Below are 26,462 nucleotides of genomic sequence, written 5' to 3' on the forward strand. Positions count from 1 at the left end.
CCTTTCTGGATTTGGTATCGCTTACAATTTCCGCCGGTCCTGCCAGCAAAGGATCCCTTGGCGAAGAGATTCTTCGGTGGGATTTCCCTGGATGAAATAATCCACCCGCAGCCGATAGGCCTGGAGGGAAAAATCCAGGTCGCAGCACCAGATCATGGTGCAGTCCGGTCCAAGATGGCGCAGATGCTCAGCGGTGTTCAGTCCCGCTATCCCATCCATAACCAGCAGGATGCCGTCAGGAGGAGAGGCTCGCATGGCATAATAAAACGCCTCCAGGTCTTCCGGGATTTCCAGCAGGGGGAAATAACCCATCCCAGCCAGACATCGGGCCATCTGCCTGCATAGGCGGATGCTCTTGCTGGGGGATGGGCTGATCACGGCAATGCGGTCCATTTTGTCACCTTCTTTTATATGGATAGAGAAGTCTGGCTTCTGGTTGTTTCCATCTTTATAAAATACATACACCAAAAACAGGATCAAGGGATCTGTCCCAAACTGCGTTTTTGTGACCTAAACGGTTGGAGAAGGGCGGGGATTTGTGTTACAATAAAAGACAGTAGAAGGGGGATGAACAGATGCGGATCGCCGTGGTGGATGACAATCGGCAAGAGAGGGAAGAATTGGTGGACTGGATTGCCAATGCATTGGAAAAGCGGTGCTGGATGGGCGAGTGTCTGGAATTTTCCAACGGTGTGGATTTTCTCAATGCGGCCAGAAAGGAAAAATTTGATCTGGTTTTTCTGGACATTTATATGGAGCCCATGGACGGCGTGACAACGGCCCGGCAGCTGCGGGCCTTGGATGAGCGCTGCCTTCTGGTTTTCACCACCACTTCCACTGACCATGCTCTGGATGGATACCGGGTGCGGGCGATGCACTATCTGGTCAAACCCTTCTGGCGGGAGGATGTGGAGCTTTTGTTTGATGAGCTGGCCAGCCGTTTGCCTCAGGCCGATGTTTTTATTCAGGTGAAAGTGGGGCGGCAGATGCAGAGACTGCCTTTGGGTGAGATCCTGTGGGCAGAGCATTTTCAGCATCAGATCCATATACACACCGGGAATATGGGAGAAATTCTTTGCCGCATGACATTCGGGGAGTTTTCGGCCTTGCTGCGGCAACAGGAGCAATTCCTGGTGTGCGGTCGGGGTGTGCTGGTCAATCTGGCTCATGTATGGGATTTTGACGGGACGGATTTTTTGCTGGATAGCGGGGCTCGGGTGCCGGTGAGCCGCAGTGCGGTGGAGCATTCCCGTAAAGCTTTTGGGGAGTATCTCTTTCAAAAAAGGAGAATGAGGTCATGAAGGATGCCCTGCGTTCGGCTCTGGAATTGGGGGTGGTGGTGCCGGCAGCTGTTTTGTGCCTGCTGCCCATGAAAGAGCATTTGAGGGAAAAGAGAAAATGGATGGTATACGGATCCATTCCTTTTTTGATTTTGTGGGCGCTTCTGGCAGGCTGGGTATGTGCGCACAATGGCTGGGAGAGCAATGCGATGCTGCCATTTCTCCTTCTTTTTGCCGGGGCCTATGTAGCGGTGGTGGATTTGCCGCTGGAAAAATCGGTCAGTGCCTTTTTGGGAGTTTGCGGCGTGTTTGCCTGTTTGACCAATCTGGCCACGGCGGCCGACGCCGTTTTGGCTTCCGGTCATCGCGGGACCTGGTTCACTTTGGGGGCCGGGCTGGTTTTTCATGCCATCTGCTGGCTGTTTGTGCTGCTGGCCTGGCATCCCGCAACCCATGGGGTCCGGGATTTTTTGACGGAAAGAGAAGTGCCGGTGACCTGGCATGTATTTTGGGTTTTGCCGTTATCCTTTATTTTTCTCAATGTGTTCATCCAGCCCCAGGATTACGCTACCCTGTATGCGGGGCGGATGTTGATGCTGTATCCCTTGATTGTGGGATGTTTGCTGGGACTGCTGCTGTTTTGCTATTTTATGTTTTTTCACATGGCCCGGGAGATGGGGAAAAATATGCGTTTGCAGCGGCAAAATGAGTTTTTGCAGATGCAGACGGCACAATATGAAACATTGCAGAATGCCATCGGGGAAACAAGGCAGGCCCGGCATGATTTGCGTCATCATTTTACTGCGATCCATGGTCTGATTGAGAAAGAGGCCTGGGAGGAATTGCGGAATTATGTGGAAAGTGCCCGGGAGAGCATTCCGGGAGGAGAGCTGAATCTGTGTGATAATTCGGCTGCCGATGGGGTAGCAGGTCATTATGCAGTTCAATTTCGGAGAGAGGGAATTTCTTTTGATTGCCTGCTGGATCAGCCTCAAAAGCTGCCGGTGGCGGAAATGGATGTATGTGTGGTACTGGCCAACCTGCTGGAAAATGCGTTGGAAGCCAGCCGGAAACTGCCCCGCACACTGCGGCATGTGGCTTTGCGAGGAGAAATTCATGGTAAGAGCCTGGTGTTAATCCAGGTGGAGAACACCTATGGGGAGCAGGTGAAAGAGGAAAAGGGCGTGTTTCGTTCCACCAAACGCCCGGGGAATGGGATAGGGCTGCAGTCGGTACGACGCATTGCAGAGAAAAATGGTGGCTATTATGATTTTGCTTATGATGGAAGAGTGTTTCGGGCTTCTGTGATGCTGCGGGGAGAAGAGGGGTAAATACCCTCTTTTTGAATAGGACAGAAAAAATGAAAAATATTTTAAAAAAGCGTTGACAACAGAGAAAGCCTGTGGTATTATAAACAAGCAGTCGAGAGACGGCAAAGAAAAACAAAAGAAAACAACAAAATATGGGGGTATAGCTCAGCTGGGAGAGCGCTTGAATGGCATTCAAGAGGTCAGCGGTTCGATCCCGCTTATCTCCACCAACTCGAGAGAGTGAAAAAAGACCTGAAACTACGGTTTCAGGTCTTTTTTCACTTACAAAAGTGCGAAAATGGTGAATTTCCAGTTTTTCTGGTTTTGCCGGAAAAGTGGAATGAAAGTGGAATCGTATTTTTTCTCCCGAAACAGGCGTCACAGCTGCGCCCTGTGTGGAATTAAGATTCCACTTTCCGCGGGCCTAAACGCCCGTATGTTTTTTGGGTGGGGGCCTGCCGCATATGCGGCAGGCCTTTTACAAGGCAAGAGAATCGCAGGGCTGCGTAATTCCGGTAGATCACGCAACACATTATGGGTTAAGCAACCTGCTTCAGATATGTATCCAGCGCGTTAGAGAGAGCTTCCGGAAGAGGCATATGGAAAAGATTGACGGCCAGTCCCATGCAGCCAATCTTCGCAACCAAGAGCAACCATTCGGCATGATACTTGCCAGCCTCATCGGTCAGATATTCATCGAACTCGTCGAAAAAGTTCAGAACATCTGCCTTGTTGCAGCAGTTTACCACATCAAAAACATACTCTGCAGCGAAGGAGTCCACATAGTAGTCCTTTGTATTGTCGCAGATACCGGCAGAAGTCACCTCGTTGTACTTCTCCAGGGCCAACTGTACACTCAGTGCCATTGCTTCAGCGGATGCGGGAATGGTGTGGGTGCCAATCTGGTTAAATGCCTCAACAGCCAGATTGATTGCTGTATCATCCAGGTTTACATTTTGCATTTAAAATTCCTCCAATTTATTATAATATTGATGGTGGGCAGTGGGAACGCTCGCAGAGGCCCACCGATCTCTGCGCATAAAGCGAACACCGGATATTGTTTTCTATCTTTGAAATAATGGGTTATTTTTTGAAAAGGGTACAAAAAAAGACAGAACACCCCTAATGTGTTTGCTTTCAAAGCTTTACAATCAGGAGGTTCCGTCACTTTATTGCGCCATGGGAGACGCAGTATGAAGTTGCAGAACTTTTTGTTTAAGAGGTTCCGTCTGCTGGCCTGCCGGATAGAATCGCAGTATGAAGCCGCGGAGCCCCTTTTCATAGTAGGACTTCAGGTAGTCCTTCGTATGCAGACCTATACCAAACAGTGTCAGCACATACGCAGTGAAAATTTTGATGTGAGTTTCAATTTTGAAATTCACATATCTAAGTAGTATCGGGACTTTAAATTTATTTTTAATTATTTGTTGCCAATTCTCTGGCTTGAATTTATATTATCACATCGAACATTTGTTTGTCAACAGGGACTCCTGCCCAAGATATCGACATATATAATAATCTAAAAAGTTCGGAAAACGCCGAATTTCTGGATATCAATAAAAAATGCAATTTTCTGATATTGACCAACTTTAGGATATAATTTCATGGTATTTGGTGAGAAATAGCCTTTTTTAAGGGGTTTTCCATTTTTGACCCAAAAGTTCTGATTTTGACATTTTTCCATTTGCTATCCGTGAGAGCTCTCAAAAAATTTTTTCTAAAATTTGCAGTTCTCTGCAAGATTCAGCACCCTTTTGCCCTGCCGATGGGCCTTCTCCGCATATTGGGCCGCACCTCCCCAGTTGTGGGTGATATAGGTCACCACAAAGTCCGCCTGCTTCAGCATCCAATCGTTGCTTTTGGAGATGGCGAACCGGGGCGGCACAGTCTCCAGCCCTTCCGGAAAGATGCTGTCGGAGAAGTCCCAGACCGCCTTCTCGCGCGGCCCCGGCAGCCGTTCCAGCACCACGGTGTAGGAGATATGGTGATAGACCTTTGCCAGCTCCCGCAGCACAGAGCGAGCCATGGCATCAAAGGCCCCCTGTTGCCCCGCATAGAACCGATCCACACCATGCTGCTCAATCAGCTCCACCACCACCGCCCGCAGCCTCGGTCGAATGGTCTCCGGACAGTCCCGGTGGCCGAAGAAGGTACACACAGCCACAGCTCACCCTCCAAATATGGGATATATCGCAATTATAGCAGAGAAAAAGCAAATTTGCGATATGTCCCATGCGATTTATCGTAATATTGGTTACACTGTTTTTACGATACATCGCAGGGAGGGATGCGAGGATGAACACAAAAGAAGCAGTAGCAAAACGCATTCTCGACTTGTGCGCGGAACATAATATGGCAGTCAACGCCTTGGCTGGCGTATCGGGCGTTTCACCATCCACAATTTACAGTATGCTGAACGAAAAAAGTCAAAATCCCGGTGTGGTTTCGCTCAAGAAGCTGTGCGACGGATTGGACATCAGTATCCGGCAGTTTTTTGACTGCGATCTGTTCGACGACCTGGAGCAAGAAATTAAATAAGCACGGATAACCGCCAAGCAGCGATTGTCCGTGCTTATTTTTTACTCGAATCCTTTGAAGTGCGGGTTCTTCTCCAACAAAGAAGTCAGTTTTGCTTTCAGTTCCGGCTCTCCGGAATCATCGCACGTCTTCAGCAATTCCTCCTGCGGATACCCAACATAGGCGCTTCCGAATACCTGCCGGGCAAAGTTCTCATCCTGCTCCATAGCTTTCAGAATAAACCACAGGGAAGTGGGGCCGTACCAGACATCGCCCATGAGGTCACACAGCAGATACTCCGCTCTTTCCGGCTCCTGGAGGTGTCCCTGGGTCACATCCAGCACCTTCCGCCACATCTGTACCGCCAGATCGGGGTTCTTCTCATAGGTGGCTCCAAACAGCCCCTCAGTCCCGAGATCATCAGCTTCAACATAAGAGGCGGCTTCCGGGAATGTAGCCAGCAGCAGATCCCGGATGGCATCCTCGTTGTCCACAATGTCCCACCCGCGCACCATGGCTTCCAGTTCCTCCGGGGTGAGCTTCTTTGGAGATTCTTCTTCCGGATCGGTCACTGTCACAGTGACTGTCACCCGGATTGTGTCATCTAATTTCGCTCGTTCCGACGGATGAAGGGATGAGAGGGCTCCAAAATCGCCGCACCAGCCGCACTCCCACCGGCTGCCCCGAATCATCACCGGACTTCCGCAGTGCGGACAACAAATCGCCATAGTGCCACCTCCTGACGGTGTTTCTTGTTGTAATTGTACCGGAACTGGTCTTATTTGGCAAGGGTAGCTTGCTCTTCCAGTCGGCTCTGAAACTGTGCTGCCAAAGCGGTGATGTAGGCGCTGTCCAACATTGGCAGCGTGTCTCCATTCGGCAGATCTTCGGCCTCGATGCCGCCAAGGGCCAGGGCAAGCGCCAATTCCACCTGCATCAGAAGATAGAAGCAGTCCATTTTCCGCTCCCGGGGCTGCCGCTGAATGGCCTCTAGTGCATCCACCAGGCTGCCTAAAATGTTCCGCATCCGGTTCATGGCCACAATGGAATCCGCCGCAGTCCATTTGGAACGGTCTTTCGGGTAGACGGATTGGCGAATGGTGTCCAGCATTTCTTCCAGTTCCCGCTTGTCCAAAGTCATCTGCTCGTCCTGGGTCAGAGGCATGCCGGCCTTTTCGCTCAGCAGGAAGCCGATAGGCTTCTCTGGGTTTTCCCGGAACAGATAGTAGTCGTGGCCGTCAGCGTCCCGATACAGAAAACAGACCCGGTGGAGCAGTTCGTCCTGCTGCATCTCGCTGATCTCGCCGAACAGTTCCGGTTCCAGTCCAAAAAAGTCACTCAATTGCCGCAAGCGTGCCTCTGGCAGCGGTTCCCGGCGGTTTTCCCATAGGTTGATTGCCTGCCGTGTGATATCGAGCATCTGCGCCAGCTGCCCTTGGCTCAAGTTGCACCGCCGCCGGATAAAGGATAGTCCGTTCATGTGATCCCCTCCTTGTTGGTCATTGTACGGGAACTTGACAGCGGGACGCAAGATGAAAGGTAGTCTTTTTCGGTGTCATATGCCTGTTTGATGATTTCTCAGCATCAACGATATGTCGTGTAGCACGAACCTGCCGCAATTTGCTCCCAAACGGTTGAACTAAATTTTTATGGTTATTTCTAATTAGTTTTAACCTTTTCCGCTGCATTTCGCTCGCTATTTTACGCCTTTAATTCCACTGTTTCCGAGTACTCCGACGCTGTCTGTGGTCAAACATGCGTCCTGCGCCGTGACTTTGCCTCACGGGCGGCCAATGTCTGCGGCGCCACCGACCAGGAATTGAACTTTGCGCTGGGACACAAAGTGAAAAACGGAGAACGGGCAAAGCGGGAATTTTTCGGCGATGACTCCATGGCCGCCTTTGGGAAAAAGCTGGAACGGTTCAACAGAAGTTTAATCTTAATTTTACGAAAGTGTGATAGATGGAAGGCTTGCCCTTATTTTATTCTGAATACAAAGACAGTGTGTCTGCACAGCCATGAGAATAAGGAGGTATTGTATTAGCAATGAATTTAGCAAAACTTAAAACCAAAGGAATTTCTGTACTGTTGGTCGCTGCACTTGCTCTGGGCATGGCGCCTTCAGTTTCCGCGACAGACGGAACGTCTTTGGAAAGCGGATTGCTGACAGAGCCGTTTTTACAGCTGCCGGAAGAAAATTCGGTCCATGTGGTGTGGTTCACCGAAGGGGAGACTGCGCCGGAGACCAATGTGGTCAAGCTCTATGAAAACGGCAAGGATCAGCCGGCCACCCGGACAATCGACGCGGAGACCACAAATCTGTCCCGCATCCGCGGCGGCAAGACCAGCAGCGATAAGGATAAAGCGGAGATTCAGCGCAATATCTGGCGGCATGAGGCGGTTGTAACCGGTCTTCCGCAGTATAACGGCGGAGAGGATGAAAAGGTGCCGTACAGTGTCGTCAGCGACAAGGCACAGAGCCAGATCTACACCCTGCAGGCCCAGGCCCAGCCGGGCACCCCCATGAAGATCCTGCTGACTTCGGACATCCAGACCAAAAATATGTGCGCGGCCAATATCCAGAAGGTGTATGAGACCGTGGGTCAAGTGGACGCCATTTTGGCCAACGGCGACATCATCGACGTGCCGGACCGGGCCTATGACTGGTTCGACGCGGACAGCTCCTTCTTCCGGGTGATGCAGGGCACCAGCGACCGTGAGATCGGCGAGGAAACCTACACCGGCGCGCCGCTGCTCCAGAACGCGCCCATGTATGCCTCCATCGGCAACCATGAGGTGATCGGCCGGTACAGCGAAACGGCATCCCTTTCCAGCCAGTTCAACGACCCGGTGCCCAGGGCATACGCGGAAAAGCTCTATGAACAGCTGAACAATGATGACGACCCGAACAATGACATTTCGGAGGAAGATAAAGAACAGTTCCTTGCGGACAACTCCTTCAACACCACCACCTGGGAAGAGGTGCTCACCTTGCCGGAGAGCGAGACCGGCGACGAGCGCTACTATGCCGTTTCCATCGGCGACGTCCGGGTGATCGTGCTGGAGGTGGCCCGGATCTGGCGGGGCAACAGCGTCGGCAGCAAGAGCAAATACTCCGAGAAGCCCGGCGCCGCAGAATCCCAGTACGGCTTTGGCCAGCACATCTTTGAGCCCATCGGGGAGGACAGCGAGCAGCTGGCCTTCCTGGAAGAGGAGCTCCGGAGCGAGGAATTCCAGAACGCCAAATATAAAATGGTCATGTACCACTGGCAGTTCCACTCCCTGGGCGGCAACCAGATCCCCGCCTATACCGACCCGGTGGCGTCTAAGGTTACCGATCCTGTCTCCAAACAGGAAATGACCATTTACGAATATCCCCTGGCAAACGACTATCTGGCCAATTATGTGGAGCCGCTGCTGGAGGAATACGGCGTGGACTTTGTGTTCAACGCCCACTCCCACCTGTGGAACCGCTTCCGGACCGACAGCGGCATGAACATCCTGGAGACCTCCAACAACGGCAATACATACAACGCCTTCCTTGACACCATGAGCCGCACCGACGCCTGGCCCAGCGTGTTCAACGGCGGCGAACGCGCCTCCCTGGCGGAGAACTGGGACAAGGACAACTATGTGCTCCAGGGGGATCCCTATGGCCTGTCCCCCATCGCCCCCACGGTGGCCCAGCTGCCGGACGGCGAGCCCTATCTGATGAGCAATACCATCACCGCCTTCTCGGTGATGGACACCGGCACCGGCATGGTGGACAGCTATTATTTCGACACCAGCAATCCGGACAGCAAAGTGGTGCACTTTGACTCCTTTGCCATTTCCGCCCAAGGGGAAGCCCCCCTGGAGGAGAACAACGTTCTGGAAAAGCTGGCCGGATATTCCACCGGCTATTCCGATCAGGACGGCGGTGTGGCAGAGATCGTTTCCTACAATGCAGATAATGAAAAATTCTATGTAGTGAACGGCAAAGAGAAGATGCTGGACATCGTCTCCGTTTCCGGACTGACTGCCAACGGTGAAAATCAGTCCATGACGATGGAAAAGCGGATCGATGTAAGCCGGATGATCGAAGGCTTCACTTTCGGCGATATCACAAGCGTTGCGGTGGACACTGCCAATGACCGCATCGCCGTGGCAGTACAGGCGGCAGACTATCAGGCTCCCGGAGCCATAATGCTCCTGAACTATGACGGCACCTATGCTGCCCATTATGAAGCCGGCGTTCAGCCCGATATGATAACCTTCTCACCGGACGGGCGCTATGTGCTGACGGCTAACGAAGGCGAGCCCAGAGAGGGCTATGACAGCGCTGTGGACCCCAAGGGTTCCGTAACTGTAGTCGACCTGAGTGCCGATGCGCCTTCCGCAAAGAATGTGACATTTGACGCATGGGATGCAAAGCGTGCTGAGCTGATAAAGGCCAATGTGCTTTTGAAGGCCGATCTGAACCCCTCCGCCGATTTCGAGCCGGAATATATTGCCGTATCTTCCGACAGCTCCAAAGCCTATGTAGCGCTGCAGGAAGCAAATGCCATTGCTGTGCTGGATCTGGAAAGCGGTGCGTTCACCGGCATCCACAGCCTCGGCTTCAAGGACCACCGTGTGGCGGGCAATGAAATTGACGCGGTGAAGGACAAGGAGATCAATCTCAAATGGGAGAACCTGATGGGCGTGTATATGCCTGACGGTATCTCGATCTATGAGACAGGCGGCAAGACCTATCTGCTTACTGCCAACGAAGGCGATGCCTCCGAATGGGGAAGCTACACCAATATGACCGAAACCAATATCAACGGTGAAACAGTCGAGGTCCTGAATAAGGCAAAGATGGAGGGCCTGCCCTCGGTCCCCTCTCAGGTGAACTTTATTCTGGGCGGCCGCTCTTTCTCCATATACGAGGTAACGGCTGACGGTCTCCTGCAAGTCTTTGACAGCGGCAGCGACTTCGAGAATATAACTGCCGCCGCATATCCCGATTATTTCAATGCTTCCAATAAAAACAACAAACTTGACAGCCGCAGCGACGCCAAAGGGCCTGAACCCGAAAGCATTGCTGTTGCCAAGGCAGGCGATAAGACCTACGCTTACATCGGTCTGGAACGCATCGGCGGCATTATGCTTTACGATATCACCAACCCGGCAGATGCTTTCTTCTGTGATTATATTAACTCCAGAGATTTCACGGTAGATTTCCCTGAAAGCGGCACGGATCCGCTGCAGGGCGATGTGTCGGTGGAAGGGATCTGCGCTGTGCCGGCAGAGCATAGCCCCACAGGCTATCCGCTACTTCTGGCAGCCAATGAGGTGTCGGGTACCGTAGCCGTTTACCAGCAGAAAGAGGGCTATGTTTCCCCCGAACCTGATTCCGGCAGCTCCGGCAGCTCTGCCACCTATCCTGTGACTGTGGAGGAAAGCAGCAACGGTTCTATCACCCTTACGCCCAAGAATGCCCACAGGGGTGATACAGTCACCGTCACGGTTACGCCAGATGACGGATACAAGCTCGATGCGCTTATCGTTACGGACAAGGACGGCAATGCTGTGCCGGTGACCGAGAAAAATGGCAAGTACACCTTCCGTATGCCTGCCTCTAAAGTGACGGTTCGGGCATCCTTCGTTGTGGATGCAGCTGCTGTAAACTTTGTGGATGTCCCTGCGGACGCCTATTATCACGATGCGGTCCTCTGGGCTGTTGAAAAAGGCATTACCAATGGGACCGATACGACGCATTTCAGCCCGGACTTTTCCTGCACCCGTGCGCAGATGGTGACCTTTTTGTGGCGTGCGTCCGGCAGCCCCGGGCCCAAATCCGATGCCATGCCCTTTACCGACATAAAGGCGGATAGTTACTACTATGATGCAGTGATCTGGGCAACGGAAAACGGCATCACCAACGGGGCCAGCGACACTACATTCAGTCCCGACGACATTTGCACCCGCGCACAGATGGTCAGCTTCTTGTACCGCATGGCCGACAGTCCTGAAGTCAGCGGCAGCACGACTTTCACCGATGTGGCAGCTGACGCCTATTATGCAGAGGCAGTCGAATGGGCGAAAATGAACAACATCACCAACGGCACAGGCGGCGGCTTGTTTGGCCCCGACTACGACTGCACCAGAGCGCAGATCGTCACTTTTCTCTGGCGCGCTCTTGCGGAATAACAATGTTCGCGCGTATGGATGTATACTGATTTTTAAATAATGAAGCGGCACAGCAGATGAGCATCTCGCTCGGTTGCTGTGCTGCTTCTTTTGCCCTGTATCGGACATGAAAATAACGTACAACTCCTGAAAGGGCAGAACAGAGAGACCCCTGCGGCGGAAATAAAAGTCGCCGGGGAGATGAAGGAAGATCAAGGAAGGAAAAAAGATATGCCCAAAGCGGCCGGCGGGCAGAGAGCACCGGTTGGATGGGAAAATATATAGACAAGGGATAATTTATCACATTGAAGCCTCTGGATCATGGGGCGGCAAAGTATGGAAAACATCTTCGTCGCCACAGATATTGCAGCGAATGGCGTTCCTGATTATTTTCATTATATTCCTCCTATTGGCAGACTTCTAGGGAGTTTCCGTTGATTATCTGCTGTGCCGGACAGAGAACAGGGAGCAGATCAACACGCCATTGACGGAACTGCATTTGAATGATGAGATGGTCGCACTTCTGAAAAGCGGTCGGATTAACAACCGTCTGCTCTGTGAGCTTGCCACATATAAAGATTTTATCAAGTTTCTTGCAGACATTGAGATTTATGTAGACGGGATTGCCACCATGCAGATTCAGAACCTCAACGCCCTTGTCGATACCGTCCGGCATGAAATCATTGAACGGTATCGCCCCGGCGAAGATGACCCACATTTGAAAGTGTTGCAAGCCGCCCATATCAGCGATGATGAATATTTCAGTCAGATGGTACGGGATGACCTCAACCTCATTATCCGGGATATTCGAGAAGCCCATAAAAGGACAGCGAGAGTGAACCCCAGACCACTGTTGCCGATGAACTGAAAGAAAATCTGGAAGCGGTCGAAAATTTCAAGGGTAGCCGGGATGAAAAGCTGGTCGTCCTTTACTGCAAACAGCTCGGCATCAACTATAAAAATCTGTCAGATGAAGAATTCCGCTGGCTCATTCGGATTCTCAAAAAATCAAAGAAAATGGGAACACCTATCAGCCAGAGGAAAAAACGGTAAAGAAAAACCGCTGTTGCATGGTTTGTTGGCTCCCATGTAGCAGCGGTTTGTGCTGTGGTTATTCAGTTGAAATTTGAATATTACATAATATCCGCTTTCTGCAAAATTACTTTTTCTCCTTCGCCGCATGGCTCCTGAAATGCGTGATAATGATGTTCCAATATTTCATCTGTTATCACAAACGGCGAATTGGCATGTAAGACCTGATTTCTTTTATATAGTCTTTTTTGCAAAAGCTCCTTACTGGCTTTCATATAGACAAGTTCCGTTTCAGCGCCTGCTTTTTGGATCAGCTCTTTATAAAAATTCCGATTTTCCTTACTCCAGAAACTAAAATCAATCACAACGTCTTTTCCCTGCTGAATCAGGGACAGCAGCTTTTTTTGAAGCGCAGCTTCCACCTGCTCTGACAATTTTTCATATTGTTCTTCCGGATAATCAATTCCATTTCTTCCATAAAGTTTCCACATTTCTTCATCAATGGAAAGTCTGATATATCCTTCCTGTTCTTTTTTCTTGGCGTAAGTAGTCTTTCCAGAACCACATACGCCGCACATCATAATAACCTTGCTCATAAAACCCCTTTTTCTTTTCCGAAACGGCATCTATCAATTTGTACTACAAAGCAGAAAGTTCTTCAATCGCTTTATCTAAAAAAATCATACCGTCCAGATGTTCCAGCTCATGGCAGAAGCATTTTGCCATTTCATCTTCTCCGTCAACTATAATTTCCTCTCCATATTCATTGAGTGCCTGAATCGTGACCTTTTGCGGACGGATCGTTTTTACAAAACGGTTCGGGAAACTAAGGCATCCCTCAACACATTCCTGCACACCGCTTTGGCTTATCATTTGCGGATTTACAAGTTTTAATCGTGTGTCGTTAAAATCAATGACAACCAACCGTTTCAAAACACCAACCTGATTTGCTGCCAGTGCAGCTCCATTTTCTGTTTCATGTAATGTATCAAGCATATCATCTAAGAGCTGCCTGATTTTATCATCAACTTTTAGGACGGCTTTACATTTTTTTCTCAATATAGGGTCGCTGTCATAGCGAAGAAATCTTTTTGCCACTTTTTACCTCCTGCCTGCTACTGTCAGCTCTTGATTTTCTAGGACTTACATCAAATAAAAACACATCCTCAATGGCACACTCAAACACTTTAGAAATATCATATGCAAGCCAGATAGATGGTTCGAATTTTTCTGTTTCTATGGCATTTATCGCCTGCCTTGAAGCTCCAACCAGTTCTCCTAATTGCTCTTGCGTCAGCCCTCGCTGTTCCCGCAATTCTTTTATTCTGTTTTTCATAGTTCCTCCAAAAGTAAGGTTAATATTACAATAATTATATATGTTTTTCTTGTAATGTCAACCTTACATCCGTTTTCTGCTACACAAATATCTATAAAAACAGGAAACGATACCATGTTTCAGATATCGTTTCCCTATATCATACCCTTATGGCTGTGTCATGGATGAAATTGTTTTCTGGTATCTGAACGGTGCACGGGGAAGCGGCACCGTCACAGTGCCTTCCACAGCCCAGGCAGGGGAGTGGAAACTGACGGTTTTGTGCAACCGCTCGCCAGATACCCGTGCCACTGTTTCCCTGATCCTGGAAGCCGGGGAAGAGGAGGAGTCTCTGACGCCGGTGGTGACTCTGAAGGATTGTGAGCAAACCTATACGGCAATGCCGCTGAGCGCACCAGAAGCCAAAGTGACCCGGCCTGACGGTACGGCCCTGGAGCTGGATGTCACTTATGTCTATTATCAGGATGCTGACTGCCGCATGGAGCTTTCCAGTGCGCCAACAGCGGTGGGCACCTATTATGTCAAAGGTTTCACGGAGGCCAGCGACGGTCTGACGGCGGCGGAGAGCGCCCCCGCCCGAATAAAGATTTTGCCGGCAGTGCCGGTGATTCACCTGGCGGATCAAACCGTTTCCTATACAGGAAAGCCAGTGATTGTGGATAAGGCTCAAGTCACCTTGGTGGGCAGTGATGTCTATGAGGGATCTGTCGTTTACCGGTATTATCAGGATGCTGGATGCCGCACAGAACTCTCCGGCGTACCTGAAGAACCTGGTATCTATTATGTCAAGGCTTTTGTGGAAGCCCACGGCAATTACGCTGCTGCCGAAAGTGATCCGGCACGGCTGGAAGTGATGGCAGCGGAGGAAGAAGAGAAGCCCGGAGAGTCGGGCGGTGAACCGGAACAGCCTGACAGCGGCGGTCAGACTCCATCTGCCGGCGGCATAGTATCGGAAACCGTCGGCCAGATGGCTTCCCGGCCGGAAGAGACACCAGGGGAAGCGATGAGCGACCTTCCATTTGCAGATGTTCCGGCCGATGCATGGTATTATGAAGCCATTGCCTATATCTGCGGCAAGGGCATGATGAACGGTGTCGCCGAAACAAGGTTTGCACCTCAGGCGGAACTGACCCGTGGCATGATCGTAACTATTCTTTATCGCCTGGAGACCGATCCTACCTATAGCGCCGCCTTGTTCCCGGATGTGCCCGTCGATGCTTATTATACCAACGCCACGGCCTGGGCCAGCGGCAACGGCATTGTTACCGGCTATGACGACGGCACCTTCCGACCGGAGGATTCCATCACCCGAGAGCAGTTGGCGACGATTCTGTACCGCAATGCTGTTTACAAGGGATATGATGTAACCGAGTCCGGGGACCTGAGCGGCTACACCGATGCCGATTGTATCAGCGCTTACGCAAAGGATGCTATGGCCTGGGCCAACAGCGAAGGCCTTATCACCGGTGTGACGGACACCACGCTGAATCCCAAGGGCACGGCAACCCGTGCTCAGGTAGCCACCGTTCTGATGCGCTTCTGTGAGAATGCAGCCAAATAATTTTCAATAAACTAAAACATCGGCGCCTTTTGCGACTGCAAAGGCGCCGATGTTTTATCATGCTGTTGCCGCTTCAGAACAACGGCAACCCGCAGGCCATAAGAAACAGATACAGGAGTATATTCTTCACTGTATTGATATTGTTGGAGAGTCAGCCGGATATATCCCTGTAAAAAGTACGCACTTTCATAGATTTAATGGGGGATTTTACTGTTTTGCAAATTAGTGTGCGGTGAAAGATCTGATTTGTGTGTCAGTCTGCTCATGCTCCGCAGGCTAACGCCAAGAGTAGATGTATTATGCAGTGTGGCGGAGATGGCGGGGGTAAGGATCCCGGCCATGCCCAGAGCGATCAGGGCTCCGTTAAAGCCAATGACAAAGCGGTAATTGGAATGGATGCGGTCCATGAGCGCCATGGCGATCCGACGCAGCTCCACCAGTTCCCAAAGGCTGTCGGCAGCAATGGTGATGTCCGCAATTTCCCGGGCGATAGCGGCGCCATCGCTGATGGCGATGCCGGCATCCGCTTCAGACAAGGCCGGGGAGTCGTTGATGCCATCGCCTACCATCAGGACGGTATGCCCCTCTTGACGGAGCCGGGCCACATAGTCGGCCTTGTCTGCGGGAAGCACCTCTGAACGGAAATCGTCCACCTCCACCTGGGCGGCAATGGCTGCAGCGGTCCGATGGCTGTCTCCAGTGAGCATGACTGTGTTGGAAACTCCCAGCCCACGGAGTGTGGCGAGCACTTCTTTTGCCTCCTCACGCAGCGGGTCGGAAATACAGATCACGGCCGCCAGCTGTCCACCGACTGCCAGATACAGGTGGGAATATTCCGGCGAGAGTGCATCAAAGCGTTCCTGATCGCCTTCCGGAACCTGGCAGTGCTCATCCTCAAATACAAAGTGGAAGCTTCCGATGAGCACCCGCTCCCCATTGACAGTGCTGGCAATGCCGTGGGCGACCAGGTATTCTACTTTGGAGTGATATTCCTCATGGGTCAGGCCGCGGCGTCTGGCCTCTTCCACCACGGCATTGGCCATGGAGTGGGGAAAATGCTCTTCCAGACAGGCGGCCAGTCGCAGCATCTCCTGCTCCTCCTTGCCGCCGAAGGGGATCACCTGCGCCACTCGGGGACAAGCATGGGTCAGAGTACCGGTCTTGTCAAATACGATGGTGTCGGCGGCAGCTACCGCCTCCAGGAACTTACCGCCCTTAACCGTGATATGGGAACGGCCTGCCTCGCGCATAGCGGACAGGACAGCCAAGGGCATGGCCAGTTTCAGTGCACAGGAGAAGTCCACCATCAGCACCGAAAGGGCTCTGGTGACATTGCGGGTGAGAGCAAAGCCCAGCAGGCTTCCTGCAAAGGTATAGGGAACCAGTTTGTCGGCCAGATGAGCAGCCTTGCTTTCGGCCGCCGATTTCATCTGCTCCGATTGTTCGATCATGTGGACGATCTGGTCATAGCGGCTCTGGCCGGAGGCTTGTTTGACCTCCAGAAGGCATTCACCTTCCTCCACCACGGTTCCGGCATACACTGCGCCGCCGGGACGCTTGGGGATGGGAATGGATTCCCCGGTGAGGGAGGCCTGATTGACGGTGACTTCACCTTCCAGTACCAGACCATCCACAGGGATGATACCGCCAGCGCGCACAACCACGGCATCTCCCGGTTGAATCTGGGACACAGGAACCAGTACTTCACCCTGGGAAGTGCGCAGCCAGACCCGATCTACATTTAGCGACATACACTGAGCCAGATCGGCCACAGATTTTTTTCGGGTCCATTCCTCCAACAGCTCGCCCACTTCCAGCAGGAACATCACCATCCCGGCGGTTCCGAAATCCTTCCGGCAAGCGGAGATGGAGATGGACAGGGCGTCCAGCAGCTCTACCTTGATGCGGCGATGCAGCAGGCAGTGCAACCCCCGCCACACAAAAGGAATCATATGCCAAAGGACACGGGCAATCCGAAGGGGGGATGGGAGAAAGAGTGTGCAGGCGGCTTTGCAGAGAACCTTCCCTACCAGTCTCTCTTCAAATTCTCGGTTGAGTGCTCGGCTGTTGTATGCAGGCAATGCAGTGGTCTGCTCTGCCTCCTGCCAGGAAAAGTGCCGGATTTCATCCAATACGGCTTGGCGTGTGCCATCATAATGGAGAATGACACAGCAGGTGCGTTCATGAACAGTGACCTTCCGGATCCAGGGCTTTCTCTGGAGCCACGCTTCCAAAAGATCGGCCTGAGCAAGACTCATTTGCTTTTGACGAAGCCTGAGCCGGATGCGGCCGCGGCTTTCATGTACAATCGTTGCGTTCATAAGCTCCTCCTTTGAGAAAAAAAAGGAGCCGCAAGCGGCTCCCTCTGCGGATATCAGATTTCTTCGCAGTCCAGAATGGAAGCGGCATCTTCCTCTGCTTCCTTGGCCGCGCGGGATTCATTCAAATCCTTGGCGGAGGCCAGTACATCTGCGGCATTTTCCTGAACCGTAGTTACAGCTTCCATGACCGAGTCCTTCATACGCAGACCAGCGGCCGCAACATGGACATACGCCTTCTTTGCATCTTTTCCGGACAGTAATTTGATGCCGAAGGAGCCAAATAAGGCACCGCCCATAAAGCAGGCCAGTTTTGTGTAGACATTCATTGTGATACTTCCTTTCCCTTATTTCTTTCTGTAGCCTGTGACCATGACCATGACCATGCAAATCACTGCACCCCAGGCCCAGAAACGATGCTGTTTCATTGCAATCACTCCTTTTGATTCGGGACACAGTTGCGTATTTTATAATTATAGCGATGCTGTTTTTTGCTGTCATTATTCAAATGGACACTATATTCCGGTTTTCGACATTTTTTTGAATTGTCCGGGGGTTGTCCCATAATATTTCTTAAACACGACACTGAACTGGCTCATCCCCTCATAGCCAACATCCTGAGCGATCTTGTATAAAGGCTGGTTTGTACAGAGTATCAACTCGCCGGCTTTTCGCATGCGTAAATCGATCAGACAGCGATGAACAGATATGCCATATATGCGTCGGAACTCAGTTTTCAGGTGGGTGGGGGAGACGGAAAGCATGCGGCTTAAATCTGCAATTGTAATCTTTTCGGCCAAATGTGTTTCCAGGTATGAGCGTGCATATAAAATGGTTTGAGGGCTTTGAAGATTCTCAGGCCCTGTTGTCAAATCTTTCATGCGAAAACATCTTGAAGAAAGAAGGTAAAGCAATTCCAGGGCTTTGAAAACGCAGTATCGGCAGAATATATCATCCGGCAAATATCCCCGCAGATCAAATACTGCCTGACTCCAACAGCGATTGCAAAGAGCAATAGAACCATGCTGCAGTGCGAAATTTGATTTCAGGCGGCATAGATCGATCCTTAGCCCTGAGTCTGGAAGGAGAGAAGGGGGATTTTTTTGAAAGGCCGGAAGGTCAACCGCCACCAGGATCCCATGCAGATCCTCGCTGATTTTCAAGGAGAGCAGCTCTGATGCATCCGAGAGGATAAGAATATGATGCTTTTCAATTTTCTGTGATTCCCCGGATGACAACAGGGCAGTGATTTGGCCGCCCAGACAAAAGAGAACCTCGAAGGAACCGGAAGACTCGTTTTTCTGAAGTGTCAATGCTCTCTTTTTTGATAATTCCGTCAATTGAAACTGACAGGCACATACACCGGGCATGATATTGATCCATTGGGTGTATGGGGGAGGATTGCTCCGCAGATATTCAATAAACATATCTAACACCTGTTTTTTATGCAGATATATACCGATGTGTATCGCTCATTGTGTCAGGGACTTTAGCGCCAGAAAACTTTCCTCACCCAGTACATGTTCCATCCTGCATGCGTCCCTGGAAGCGATTGTTTCATCCACTCCAAGGCGTACTAAAAGATCGCACAGGACCCGATGCCGTTCTTCTACTGTTTTGGCAATATTCAGTCCGCTTTCCGTCAAATGAATGCCGTTTGTGTCATCTGTATAAACAAGACCGGCCTCTGACAGCGCCTTGATGGAAATGGAAACTGTGGGGCGGGAAACAGATAAGCATTCGGCCAGCTGGCAGCGGCGGACTTCTCCGTTGCGTGAGAGCGTATAGATCGTCTTTACATAATCTTCTGTGGTCCGTTTTGATTTCATAGAGCAATTACCATCCTTCTTTTTGCATTTGATGGGGAAACGGAAATAGAGCACAAAAGGTCGGCCAATGGGGATAAGTGCTCCGAATTGGGGTTGGCGATTCCGCACTTTTGATACGGAAATCGCATATCAGATGGTTATCGGCGGGGATGTCCGCTTTCCGAGTTCACAGATTCTCATAGGTTGGTTTAAATGCAGACAATAACAGCTGTTCAATATTGAAAAAGGATCGCGGCTTTCCCAAGGGAAAAGCCGCGATCCAAGACATGGATTCTATGAATGGTGCTTGCCGCAACTACAATGTGCGTTGCCTTTTTTAGAACTGCAAGAGCAGCCGTCTGGGCATCCGATGCATTTTTTTCCGCTCTTCTTTGCTTTGTAGACATAGAAGGCGGCCGCTGCAACGATCACCACAAGAATGGCAATGACGATGTAGTCGATCATCAGGCTTTCACTCCACCAAGTGTGTATTCACTCTTCAGATTTTTATCGGCTTTCAGGCAAAGATAAGTGAGGATCGCAACAAAAACGATCACAGCGATCAGACCGGGGACAAAGCCTGCACCAAGCGCGCCTGTGGTAATCAGAGTACCAATTTGATAGACCAGGAAGCCGACAGTGTAGCCGGTGCCCATCTGCAGGCCAATACCGGCCCAGAGCCATTTGGCACTCTTCATCTCGGAGTTCATGGCGCCGATGGCGGCAAAGCAGGGGGGCGTGTACAGGTTGAACATCAGGTAGGCCAGAGCGGCAACCTTAGTGATGGCGATGATGCCGGCTACTTCGGCGCCGGAACCCTCGAGCATGGCCAGCTCGTCGGTATCGATGAAATTCTCCAGGCCCGCAAAGCACACAGCCAGGGTGCCTACCACATTCTCCTTAGCGATGAAGCCGGTGACGGCAGCGGCAGCCAGCTGCCAGCTGAGGACGCCCACGATGGGCACCAGCAGGTAGGCAAAGGGGTGGGCGATGGAGGCCAGGATGGAGCTGTCGGCGGTCTCCGCCACGGCAAAGCTCCAGTTGAAGGTCTGCATGATCTGCACGGCGGTGTTGCACAGCAGGATGATGGTGGCAGCCTTCACGATGTAGGCCCAGCCTCTGGCACACATGGCCTTGAAGGCAAACCAGAGAGAGGGCACCTTGTACTCAGGCAGTTCAATAATAAAGAAGGACTTCCGGTTTTTGTAACCGGCGATTTTGTTGACCAGCAGGGCGCCCAGGAAAATGAGGACGATACCGGTGAAGTACATGGTGAAGCTCACCCAGCCGGCATCGTCAAAGAAAGCGCCGGCAAACAGGGCGATTACAGGAATTTTAGCGCCGCAGGGCATGAAGGGGGTCAGCATTGCGGTGGCCCGGCGCTCGCGCTCGTTGCGGATGGTGCGGCTGGCCATGACGCCGGGGATGGCGCAGCCCGTGCCGATGACGAAGGGGATCACCGACTTGCCGGAGAGCCCCACCTTTTTGAAAATGGGATCCAGCACCACCGATACACGGGACATGTAGCCGCAGTCCTCCAGCAGGGCGATGAGAAAGTACATGATCATCACCAAGGGAAGGAAGCCCACCACAGCGCCTACGCCGCCGATGATACCGTCAGCTAAAAGAGCAGTCAGCAGCGGGTTGGCATCGGCCAGGCTGTCTGCCACATAGCCCTGGAAGGTCTCGATCCAGGCCACCAGGGTGTCTGCAATAAACGGACCTACCCAGACCTGAGAGATCTGGAACACCAGGAACATGACCACGGCAAAGATGGGAATACCGGCAAATTTGTTGGTAAGGACAGCATCGATGGCGTCTCCGGGTCCTTTCTCTCTGGTAAGTACTTTCCGCTTTTCCACTTGAGAGACCAGCTGGTTGACAAAAGCGAAACGCTTGCGGTCTGCTTCTTCCACGACCTTCTTATCGGTCAGGTCGATATTGCCCTGGCTGTACGGAGCTTTCTGACCCTTGCCGTTGAGAGCCGCTGCAGCTTCTACCACTGCTTTCAATCCTTCGGCGGCGGTAGATACAGTTTCCAGAACCGGGCAGCCCAGCTTAGCAGAGAGGGCCGTTGTGTCAATGGTGGTCTGCTTTTTGGCATTGATATCGCTCTTATTCAGGGCGACCACCACAGGAATACCAAGTTCCAGCAGCTGCGTGGTGAAAAACAGGCTGCGGCTCAGGTTGGTGGCATCCACGATGTTGATAATAGCATCGGGGTGCTCGTTGCGTACATAGGAACTGGTGATGCTTTCCTCCGAGGTAAAGGGAGACATGGAATAGGCACCGGGCAGATCCACTGCGATCAGTTCCTCTGTTCCGCTGTAATAGGATTTTTTAATGGGATGTTCTTTCTTTTCCACCGTCACACCGGCCCAGTTGCCCACCTTCTCATTCCGCCCGGTGAGGGCGTTGTACATGGTGGTCTTGCCGGAGTTCGGGTTGCCGGTTAAGGCAATGCGCATGGTTATTCCTCCTCTTTCTGTTAGTCTCTCATACACAAACAGTATTACAACACACTGAAGTTGCTTAATGCTAACCGATGTGTGTGGTAAGCGAGCACTTTGGCATCGGCAGGGGTACAGGGTACATCAAATCACAATCGCTTCCGCCAGCTGATAATCGATATTATACCGTCCGTCTTTAATGGAAACGATGCAGCCGCCCTTCAAATGAGAGACCACAGTAATGGGTTCTCCCGCATAGCAGCCAAGAGAAAAAAGGAAGGCGTTCAGTTCTTCGTCGTCTGTTTCGATTTGCTCAATCACGTACTCTTTTCCTTCCAGAGCATCTTTCAAAGTCATAATCTTCACCTATTCTTCCGTCATAAAACTTTGGTTAGTGCAGGGCAACCAAGGTTCCGAAAAAAGCGGTTAGCAATATCTAACCACCACGCTCCCAATAATACCTCACTCCATCGGGTTTGTCAAGGGAAGAATGGATGATTTTGGCCTGGTTTGCAAAATATTCAGGAGATTTTTACGGTGACAAAGAACCCATACGGCGGGAACCGTTCTGTTTTTCGAAAAATGGCGGCATTTCGCCTTGAAGTGCGAAAAAAGCTGTGATAAAATGACAAAAAGAGGTGACAAATCATGAAGCGGCAGTATGCCTTTGGCAGAGAAGGGCAGGAGATGGTTTTATTATTTGTCACATCCGGGAAAATCAGCATTCAAAGAGGGGGATATCGGCCGGTGTAAGAAAATGCGCCTGCGGGTGTCTTTTGCTTTGATTTGATATATACAAAACAAATTGAATATAGGAGGAAAAAAGATGAGGAAAAAAACGCGTATCGGAAGCATTTTATTGGCTGTTATTATGCTTCTGAGTCTTTTGCCAATGACGGCATTGGCGGGAGATGCTGACATTGCGAAAATTACCATTGGTGAAAATACGGTGGTATATAGCGATGCCGCTTCTTTTCGAGCTGCGGTAGCAGCTTTGGAATCCGGAACAGAGGCCCAGATCAAGTTGCTTGATGATCTTACTATTTCTGCAGCAACTGGTTCGGCGGATATTTTGGCATTTCCAAAGGACACCGATGTTACCTTGGACTTGAACGGATGCGTTTTGACAATGGGAATGCGTGTCAATGTAAATGGCAGGCTGGTGGTTCGGGATAGCAGTCAGGATGGTACCGGCAAAATTGTTTCAGCCAGCAATTACGATTGTGCCATCTGGATGGGATCCACTGGTGTTTTCTGGCTGGAGAGCGGCACTTTGCAGGGAACCACAGGAATTGATACATATTCTTTTGGTTCCCAGATCACCATTCTTGGAGGCACTGTGCTTTCCACAGCTAAGACCCGCAGCACAACTTATGTGGCGGTTGATGCTCAAAACGCAGCCAGCCTTGTAATTGGCTGCGGCAATGCAGAGCAGGACAGCAAGATTGTCATTGACGGCGGTATGAGTTATGGTGTCAACCTTCCCAATAACGATCAGGCACAGACGGAAATCAAGGGCGGATGGGTCAGCAGCCTTTGTGGAACACTGCGAGATCTGGAGGCTATTCAGTGCAAACTGGGCGAGCCCATTGATGATATGCTGCCGGCCGGAAAAATCAGTAAGCCCTATACTGACGAAGATACGGGGAAGATTTATTACCAAATTGGAGATCTGACGGATGATGCCGATGTGGCTGCTACCATTGGGGAAGACAAATATGCATCGGTGAAAGCCGCGGCTGCTTTTCTGGAAGATGGAGAAACACTGACTTTGCGAAAAGATTTCACCATCAATGAACAGCTGAGAATCACCGCAGCAAATGTGACTCTGGATCTGAACGGATATGATTATACCAATACATATAGTTATGGTATTTATGCATATCTTTGGAATGCTCCCGCCGAAGGCTCCACCTTTTTGCTGAAAAACAGCAGCGATCATACATCGACTGTGACGGCGAAGTATCAGCCGGTTTATCTGTATGGCCCCAGCAAGGGCATTGCTACGCTTTATATTGAAGGCGATATTGTTCTGCATCGCGAAAGCGGTGATTTGGTAAAATTGTCCCGGGCCCAGATGGCGTACAGTGAAAGTGCTGCCGCCATGATTGGGAACGGCGGCTTCAAAGCCACTGCCAGCGACGGAAACAGTTATATTTATGGCGGATACGCAGAAGCAGCAGAGGCAGATGTAAACAATACAGCAGTGCTGCTCAATGACTATAGCGGTATGGCCAATCTGACAGTTCCAAAGGATAAGAACTATGTAGTGGATCTGAATGGATATACCTATACGGTGACCAATGCTTTGTATATCGATGGAGCCATTGATCTGTCCAACGCCGGAGCTTCTCTGACTGTGAAAAATGGCAAGCTGGTCAGTGAGATGACCGATGGCGCTTTCCTCAATGGAGATCGTACAAGCCTTACCTTGGAAAATGTGGATCTTTCTGTCCCCAACAATACCTATGGCATTGTTACGCAAGGCACTCATTCCCAGATTTCTGTCAGTCTGACAGGAGGCTCTGTGACGGCCGGCGGCGATAGCGTGGGAATTTACTTCCCCTCTGACAACAGTACTTTGGTGATTGACGGGACAACGATTACCGGTGATACCGCTGTCGCTGTCAAAGGCGGCACTACAACGATCCGCGGCAATGCCTCCCTCCACGGCACCGGCGCAAAACATATACCCGATGAGCCCCAGGGAAGCGGCGTCAATCTCACTGGCGCTGCCCTCTATCTGGAAGGAAATTATGGTTGGGATACATCTGTCCGTGTGGAGGGCGGCACTTTTGTCAGCGATCAGGCTGATGCTGTGCTGATGCTGTTTGACGATGAAAATTACCGGAGGACTATTTCCATCTCCGGCGGATACTTTACCAGCGATCCCAGCGCCTATGTGGCAGAGAACAAAGCTGCTCTGCCCAGCGACACGGCTGGTTATGCCTTTATGGTAGGCAATGCGGTTCAGACTGAAGTAGAACCTGCTGTGGGTGAGCCGAAAGTGGATATGTCCCTGATCAATGAAGGAGACAAAGAGGAGGTTCAGAAGGCTGCAGAAAGCGTTACTGCCAGCGGTGAGCTGGCCGCTGCGGCCAACCAGGTCATCGGCGAAGTGACCGAGCAGCAGAAAGAAAAAGCTGTGGAAGCTATCAAAGCGGAAGGCAGCGGCGTAAATGTGGGTAACAAGCCTGTGACGGTCTATGCTCAGACCTATCTGGACATCAAACCCACCGGTTATGATGCCTCTGCCGGCACGATGATCCTGGAGATCGTCCCCATGTATCGTGTGGTGGCCACCACTGCTGCTGATGCGGAGAGCATCCAGGTATATGACCCCGAGGCTGAAGACAATACCGGTGCTAACGCCGTAGCGCTGGCCGGCTCGGAGCAGAAGTTGACCAACATTCAGACTATGACCATCAGCATCACTCTGCCCGTCGGGTTCCCCACGGAGAATCTGTATGTCAAGCATATGAAAGACAATCAGTTGGTGGGCTATCACACAGCTAAAGTGGATGGCACGACCCTGACTTTCCTGAACGACAAAGGTTTCTCCACTTTTGAAATCAAAAGGGATACCCGTACCGCTAAGGTGAAATTCGGCGATGATATTCTGACCCTGACTCCCGCCGATGTAAACCAGGATCTGCCCACTGCCATTTCGGCTGGACAGGTGTTCAGCGGTTGGAGCTTCGAGGGTATTAATGGAACTTACAAAACCCTCACTGATGATCTGTTGACAGCTCTGAGCACGGCATATGGAGATGGCTCCAACGGCAACATCAAAGCTGTGGCTCAGTTCTATACACCTTCCACTGGCGGCAACACTGCTACCAGCTATTCCATCACTGTGGAAAAGGCTGAAAACGGAACGGTGACAGCGTCTACCCAGAGCGCAGCCAAGGGCAATGCGGTAACTATTACCGTTGAGCCCAATGAGGGCTATGTGCTGGATACCCTGACGGCCACCGATGCCAGCGGCAATGAGGTTGCATTGACCAAGGTCAGCGACAGCCAGTATAGCTTCACAATGCCTGGTTCCAAAGTCACAGTCAAAGCCACCTTCAAGGCCGACGAGGCGGAGAGCGACTCCCTGCCTTTCACCGATGTGAACAGCGAAGACTGGTATTATGATGCTGTGAAATACGCCTATGACAATGGGATGATGAACGGCATGGAAGAAACCCTGTTTGCTCCGTCTTTCAACCTGACCCGTGGCATGCTGGTGACCATCCTCTATCGGCTGGAGGAAGATCACACATACAGCGCCACTCTGTTCCCTGATGTGGCCAGCGATGCCTATTATGCAAATCCGGTGGCCTGGGCCAGCGGCAATGGGATCGTGAAGGGATATGAGGACGGCACATTCGGACCGGAGAAGAACATCACCCGTGAGCAGATGGCACAGATTCTGTACAACTATGCTGTGTACAAGGGAATTGACACCAGTGTCCAGAGCGATCTGTCTGCATTCACTGATGGAGCCAACACCTCGGAATGGGCAGAGACTGCCATGAAGTGGGCCGTGGGCAATGGTCTGCTCCAGGGCTACAATGGCCAGCTCAATCCCAATGGTACAGCTACCCGTGCCGAAGTGGCACAGATCCTGATGAACTTCTGTGAGAATATCGCAAAGTAAATACAGGTTATAAAAAAAGGACGCTTCCCGATGGAAGCGTCCTTTTGCTTTT

21 protein-coding genes, 1 tRNA gene and 1 pseudogene are annotated in these 26,462 nt (G+C 51.3%); 8 read left to right on the forward strand and 15 right to left on the reverse strand.

What is annotated here, in order from left to right; all coding sequences use genetic code 11:
- Positions 1-21: 21 nt before the first annotated feature.
- On the reverse strand, positions 22-393 hold the full coding sequence (locus H6A25_RS01670; RefSeq protein ID WP_204750283.1) for a response regulator: 372 nt from the start codon (positions 391-393) through the stop codon (positions 22-24).
- 182 nt (positions 394-575) lie between these two features.
- Between H6A25_RS01670 and H6A25_RS01675 the strand changes: the two genes are divergently transcribed.
- The 3 genes from H6A25_RS01675 (at position 576) to H6A25_RS01685 (ending at position 2,820) form a co-directional block, all read left to right on the forward strand.
- Entirely contained in the window at positions 576-1,301 is a 726-nt protein-coding gene (locus H6A25_RS01675; protein ID WP_204750284.1) for a LytR/AlgR family response regulator transcription factor, read from the forward strand.
- A complete protein-coding gene (locus H6A25_RS01680; protein WP_204750285.1) occupies positions 1,298-2,611 on the forward strand; it encodes a sensor histidine kinase in 1,314 nt (437 codons plus the stop codon). Before H6A25_RS01675 ends, H6A25_RS01680 begins: the two co-directional genes overlap by 4 nt.
- Positions 2,612-2,744: 133 nt before the next feature.
- Positions 2,745-2,820 (forward strand) — tRNA-Ala (locus H6A25_RS01685).
- Positions 2,821-3,129: 309 nt separating this feature from the next.
- On the opposite strand, the gene H6A25_RS01690 is transcribed toward H6A25_RS01685, so the two are convergent.
- Both H6A25_RS01690 and H6A25_RS01695 read right to left on the reverse strand, forming a co-directional pair.
- Positions 3,130-3,552: a hypothetical protein gene (locus tag H6A25_RS01690; protein ID WP_204750286.1), complete on the reverse strand. Its 423-nt coding sequence runs from the start codon at positions 3,550-3,552 to the stop codon at positions 3,130-3,132.
- A 755-nt stretch (positions 3,553-4,307) separates the two neighbouring features.
- The gene (locus H6A25_RS01695) at positions 4,308-4,754 is read right to left on the reverse strand and encodes a hypothetical protein (RefSeq protein ID WP_204750287.1); all 447 of its coding nucleotides are present in this window, start codon (positions 4,752-4,754) and stop codon (positions 4,308-4,310) included.
- Between the two features lie 131 nt (positions 4,755-4,885).
- Between H6A25_RS01695 and H6A25_RS01700 the strand changes: the two genes are divergently transcribed.
- On the forward strand, positions 4,886-5,128 hold the full coding sequence (locus H6A25_RS01700; protein WP_204750288.1) for a helix-turn-helix domain-containing protein: 243 nt from the start codon (positions 4,886-4,888) through the stop codon (positions 5,126-5,128).
- Positions 5,129-5,169: 41 nt separating this feature from the next.
- Here H6A25_RS01700 and H6A25_RS01705 read toward each other — a convergent pair whose 3' ends face one another.
- Positions 5,170-5,835, reverse strand: a complete 666-nt coding sequence (locus H6A25_RS01705; protein ID WP_204750289.1) for a hypothetical protein — start codon at positions 5,833-5,835, stop codon at positions 5,170-5,172.
- Positions 5,836-5,885: 50 nt separating this feature from the next.
- Complete coding sequence (locus H6A25_RS01710) at positions 5,886-6,587, reverse strand: helix-turn-helix transcriptional regulator (RefSeq protein WP_204750290.1); 702 nt, start codon at positions 6,585-6,587, stop codon at positions 5,886-5,888.
- A 668-nt stretch (positions 6,588-7,255) separates the two neighbouring features.
- Here H6A25_RS01710 and H6A25_RS01715 point away from each other — a divergent pair.
- Positions 7,256-11,281: a choice-of-anchor I family protein gene (locus tag H6A25_RS01715; protein ID WP_204750291.1), complete on the forward strand. Its 4,026-nt coding sequence runs from the start codon at positions 7,256-7,258 to the stop codon at positions 11,279-11,281.
- A gap of 403 nt (positions 11,282-11,684) precedes the next feature.
- Positions 11,685-12,313, forward strand: a pseudogene (locus tag H6A25_RS01720) (helix-turn-helix domain-containing protein); the annotation flags it as partial.
- 80 nt (positions 12,314-12,393) lie between these two features.
- On the opposite strand, the gene H6A25_RS01725 reads toward H6A25_RS01720, so the two are convergent.
- From H6A25_RS01725 to H6A25_RS01735, 3 genes are read right to left on the reverse strand one after another with little or no spacing between them, the layout of a single operon-like run.
- Entirely contained in the window at positions 12,394-12,888 is a 495-nt protein-coding gene (locus tag H6A25_RS01725) for an AAA family ATPase (protein ID WP_204750292.1), read from the reverse strand.
- Positions 12,889-12,931: 43 nt separating this feature from the next.
- Positions 12,932-13,390 carry a peptide deformylase gene (def, locus tag H6A25_RS01730; protein ID WP_204750293.1) on the reverse strand — a complete coding sequence of 153 codons (459 nt, stop codon included), beginning with the start codon at positions 13,388-13,390 and terminating at the stop codon, positions 12,932-12,934.
- Positions 13,365-13,628: a helix-turn-helix transcriptional regulator gene (locus tag H6A25_RS01735; protein WP_204750294.1), complete on the reverse strand. Its 264-nt coding sequence runs from the start codon at positions 13,626-13,628 to the stop codon at positions 13,365-13,367. The genes def and H6A25_RS01735 overlap by 26 nt, the downstream gene beginning before the upstream one ends.
- A 160-nt stretch (positions 13,629-13,788) precedes the next feature.
- Here H6A25_RS01735 and H6A25_RS01740 point away from each other — a divergent pair, with 160 nt between their 5' ends.
- Entirely contained in the window at positions 13,789-15,189 is a 1,401-nt protein-coding gene (locus tag H6A25_RS01740; RefSeq protein WP_204750295.1) for an S-layer homology domain-containing protein, read from the forward strand.
- 194 nt (positions 15,190-15,383) lie between these two features.
- On the opposite strand, the gene H6A25_RS01745 is transcribed toward H6A25_RS01740, so the two are convergent.
- The 7 genes from H6A25_RS01745 to H6A25_RS01775 form a co-directional block, all read right to left on the reverse strand.
- On the reverse strand, positions 15,384-17,510 hold the full coding sequence (locus H6A25_RS01745; RefSeq protein WP_204750296.1) for a heavy metal translocating P-type ATPase: 2,127 nt from the start codon (positions 17,508-17,510) through the stop codon (positions 15,384-15,386).
- A gap of 53 nt (positions 17,511-17,563) precedes the next feature.
- A complete protein-coding gene (locus tag H6A25_RS01750) occupies positions 17,564-17,836 on the reverse strand; it encodes a DUF6110 family protein (RefSeq protein WP_204750297.1) in 273 nt (90 codons plus the stop codon).
- Positions 17,837-18,022: 186 nt separating this feature from the next.
- A complete protein-coding gene (locus H6A25_RS01755; protein WP_204750298.1) occupies positions 18,023-18,934 on the reverse strand; it encodes a helix-turn-helix transcriptional regulator in 912 nt (303 codons plus the stop codon).
- A 45-nt stretch (positions 18,935-18,979) separates the two neighbouring features.
- On the reverse strand, positions 18,980-19,336 hold the full coding sequence (locus tag H6A25_RS01760) for a metal-dependent transcriptional regulator (protein ID WP_204750299.1): 357 nt from the start codon (positions 19,334-19,336) through the stop codon (positions 18,980-18,982).
- Between the two features lie 273 nt (positions 19,337-19,609).
- Complete coding sequence (locus H6A25_RS01765; RefSeq protein ID WP_204750300.1) at positions 19,610-19,780, reverse strand: FeoB-associated Cys-rich membrane protein; 171 nt, start codon at positions 19,778-19,780, stop codon at positions 19,610-19,612.
- A complete protein-coding gene (gene feoB / locus H6A25_RS01770) occupies positions 19,780-21,783 on the reverse strand; it encodes a ferrous iron transporter B (protein ID WP_204750301.1) in 2,004 nt (667 codons plus the stop codon). The genes H6A25_RS01765 and feoB overlap by 1 nt, the downstream gene beginning before the upstream one ends.
- Before the next feature lie 126 nt (positions 21,784-21,909).
- Entirely contained in the window at positions 21,910-22,122 is a 213-nt protein-coding gene (locus H6A25_RS01775) for a FeoA family protein (protein WP_204750302.1), read from the reverse strand.
- 772 nt (positions 22,123-22,894) lie between these two features.
- On the opposite strand from H6A25_RS01775, the gene H6A25_RS01780 reads away from it, so the two are divergent.
- The gene (locus tag H6A25_RS01780; protein WP_204750303.1) at positions 22,895-26,410 is read left to right on the forward strand and encodes an S-layer homology domain-containing protein; all 3,516 of its coding nucleotides are present in this window, start codon (positions 22,895-22,897) and stop codon (positions 26,408-26,410) included.
- Positions 26,411-26,462 lie beyond the last annotated feature (52 nt).

This window comes from Intestinimonas butyriciproducens, assembly GCF_016901775.1.
Taxonomy (GTDB): domain Bacteria; phylum Bacillota; class Clostridia; order Oscillospirales; family Butyricicoccaceae; genus Pseudobutyricicoccus.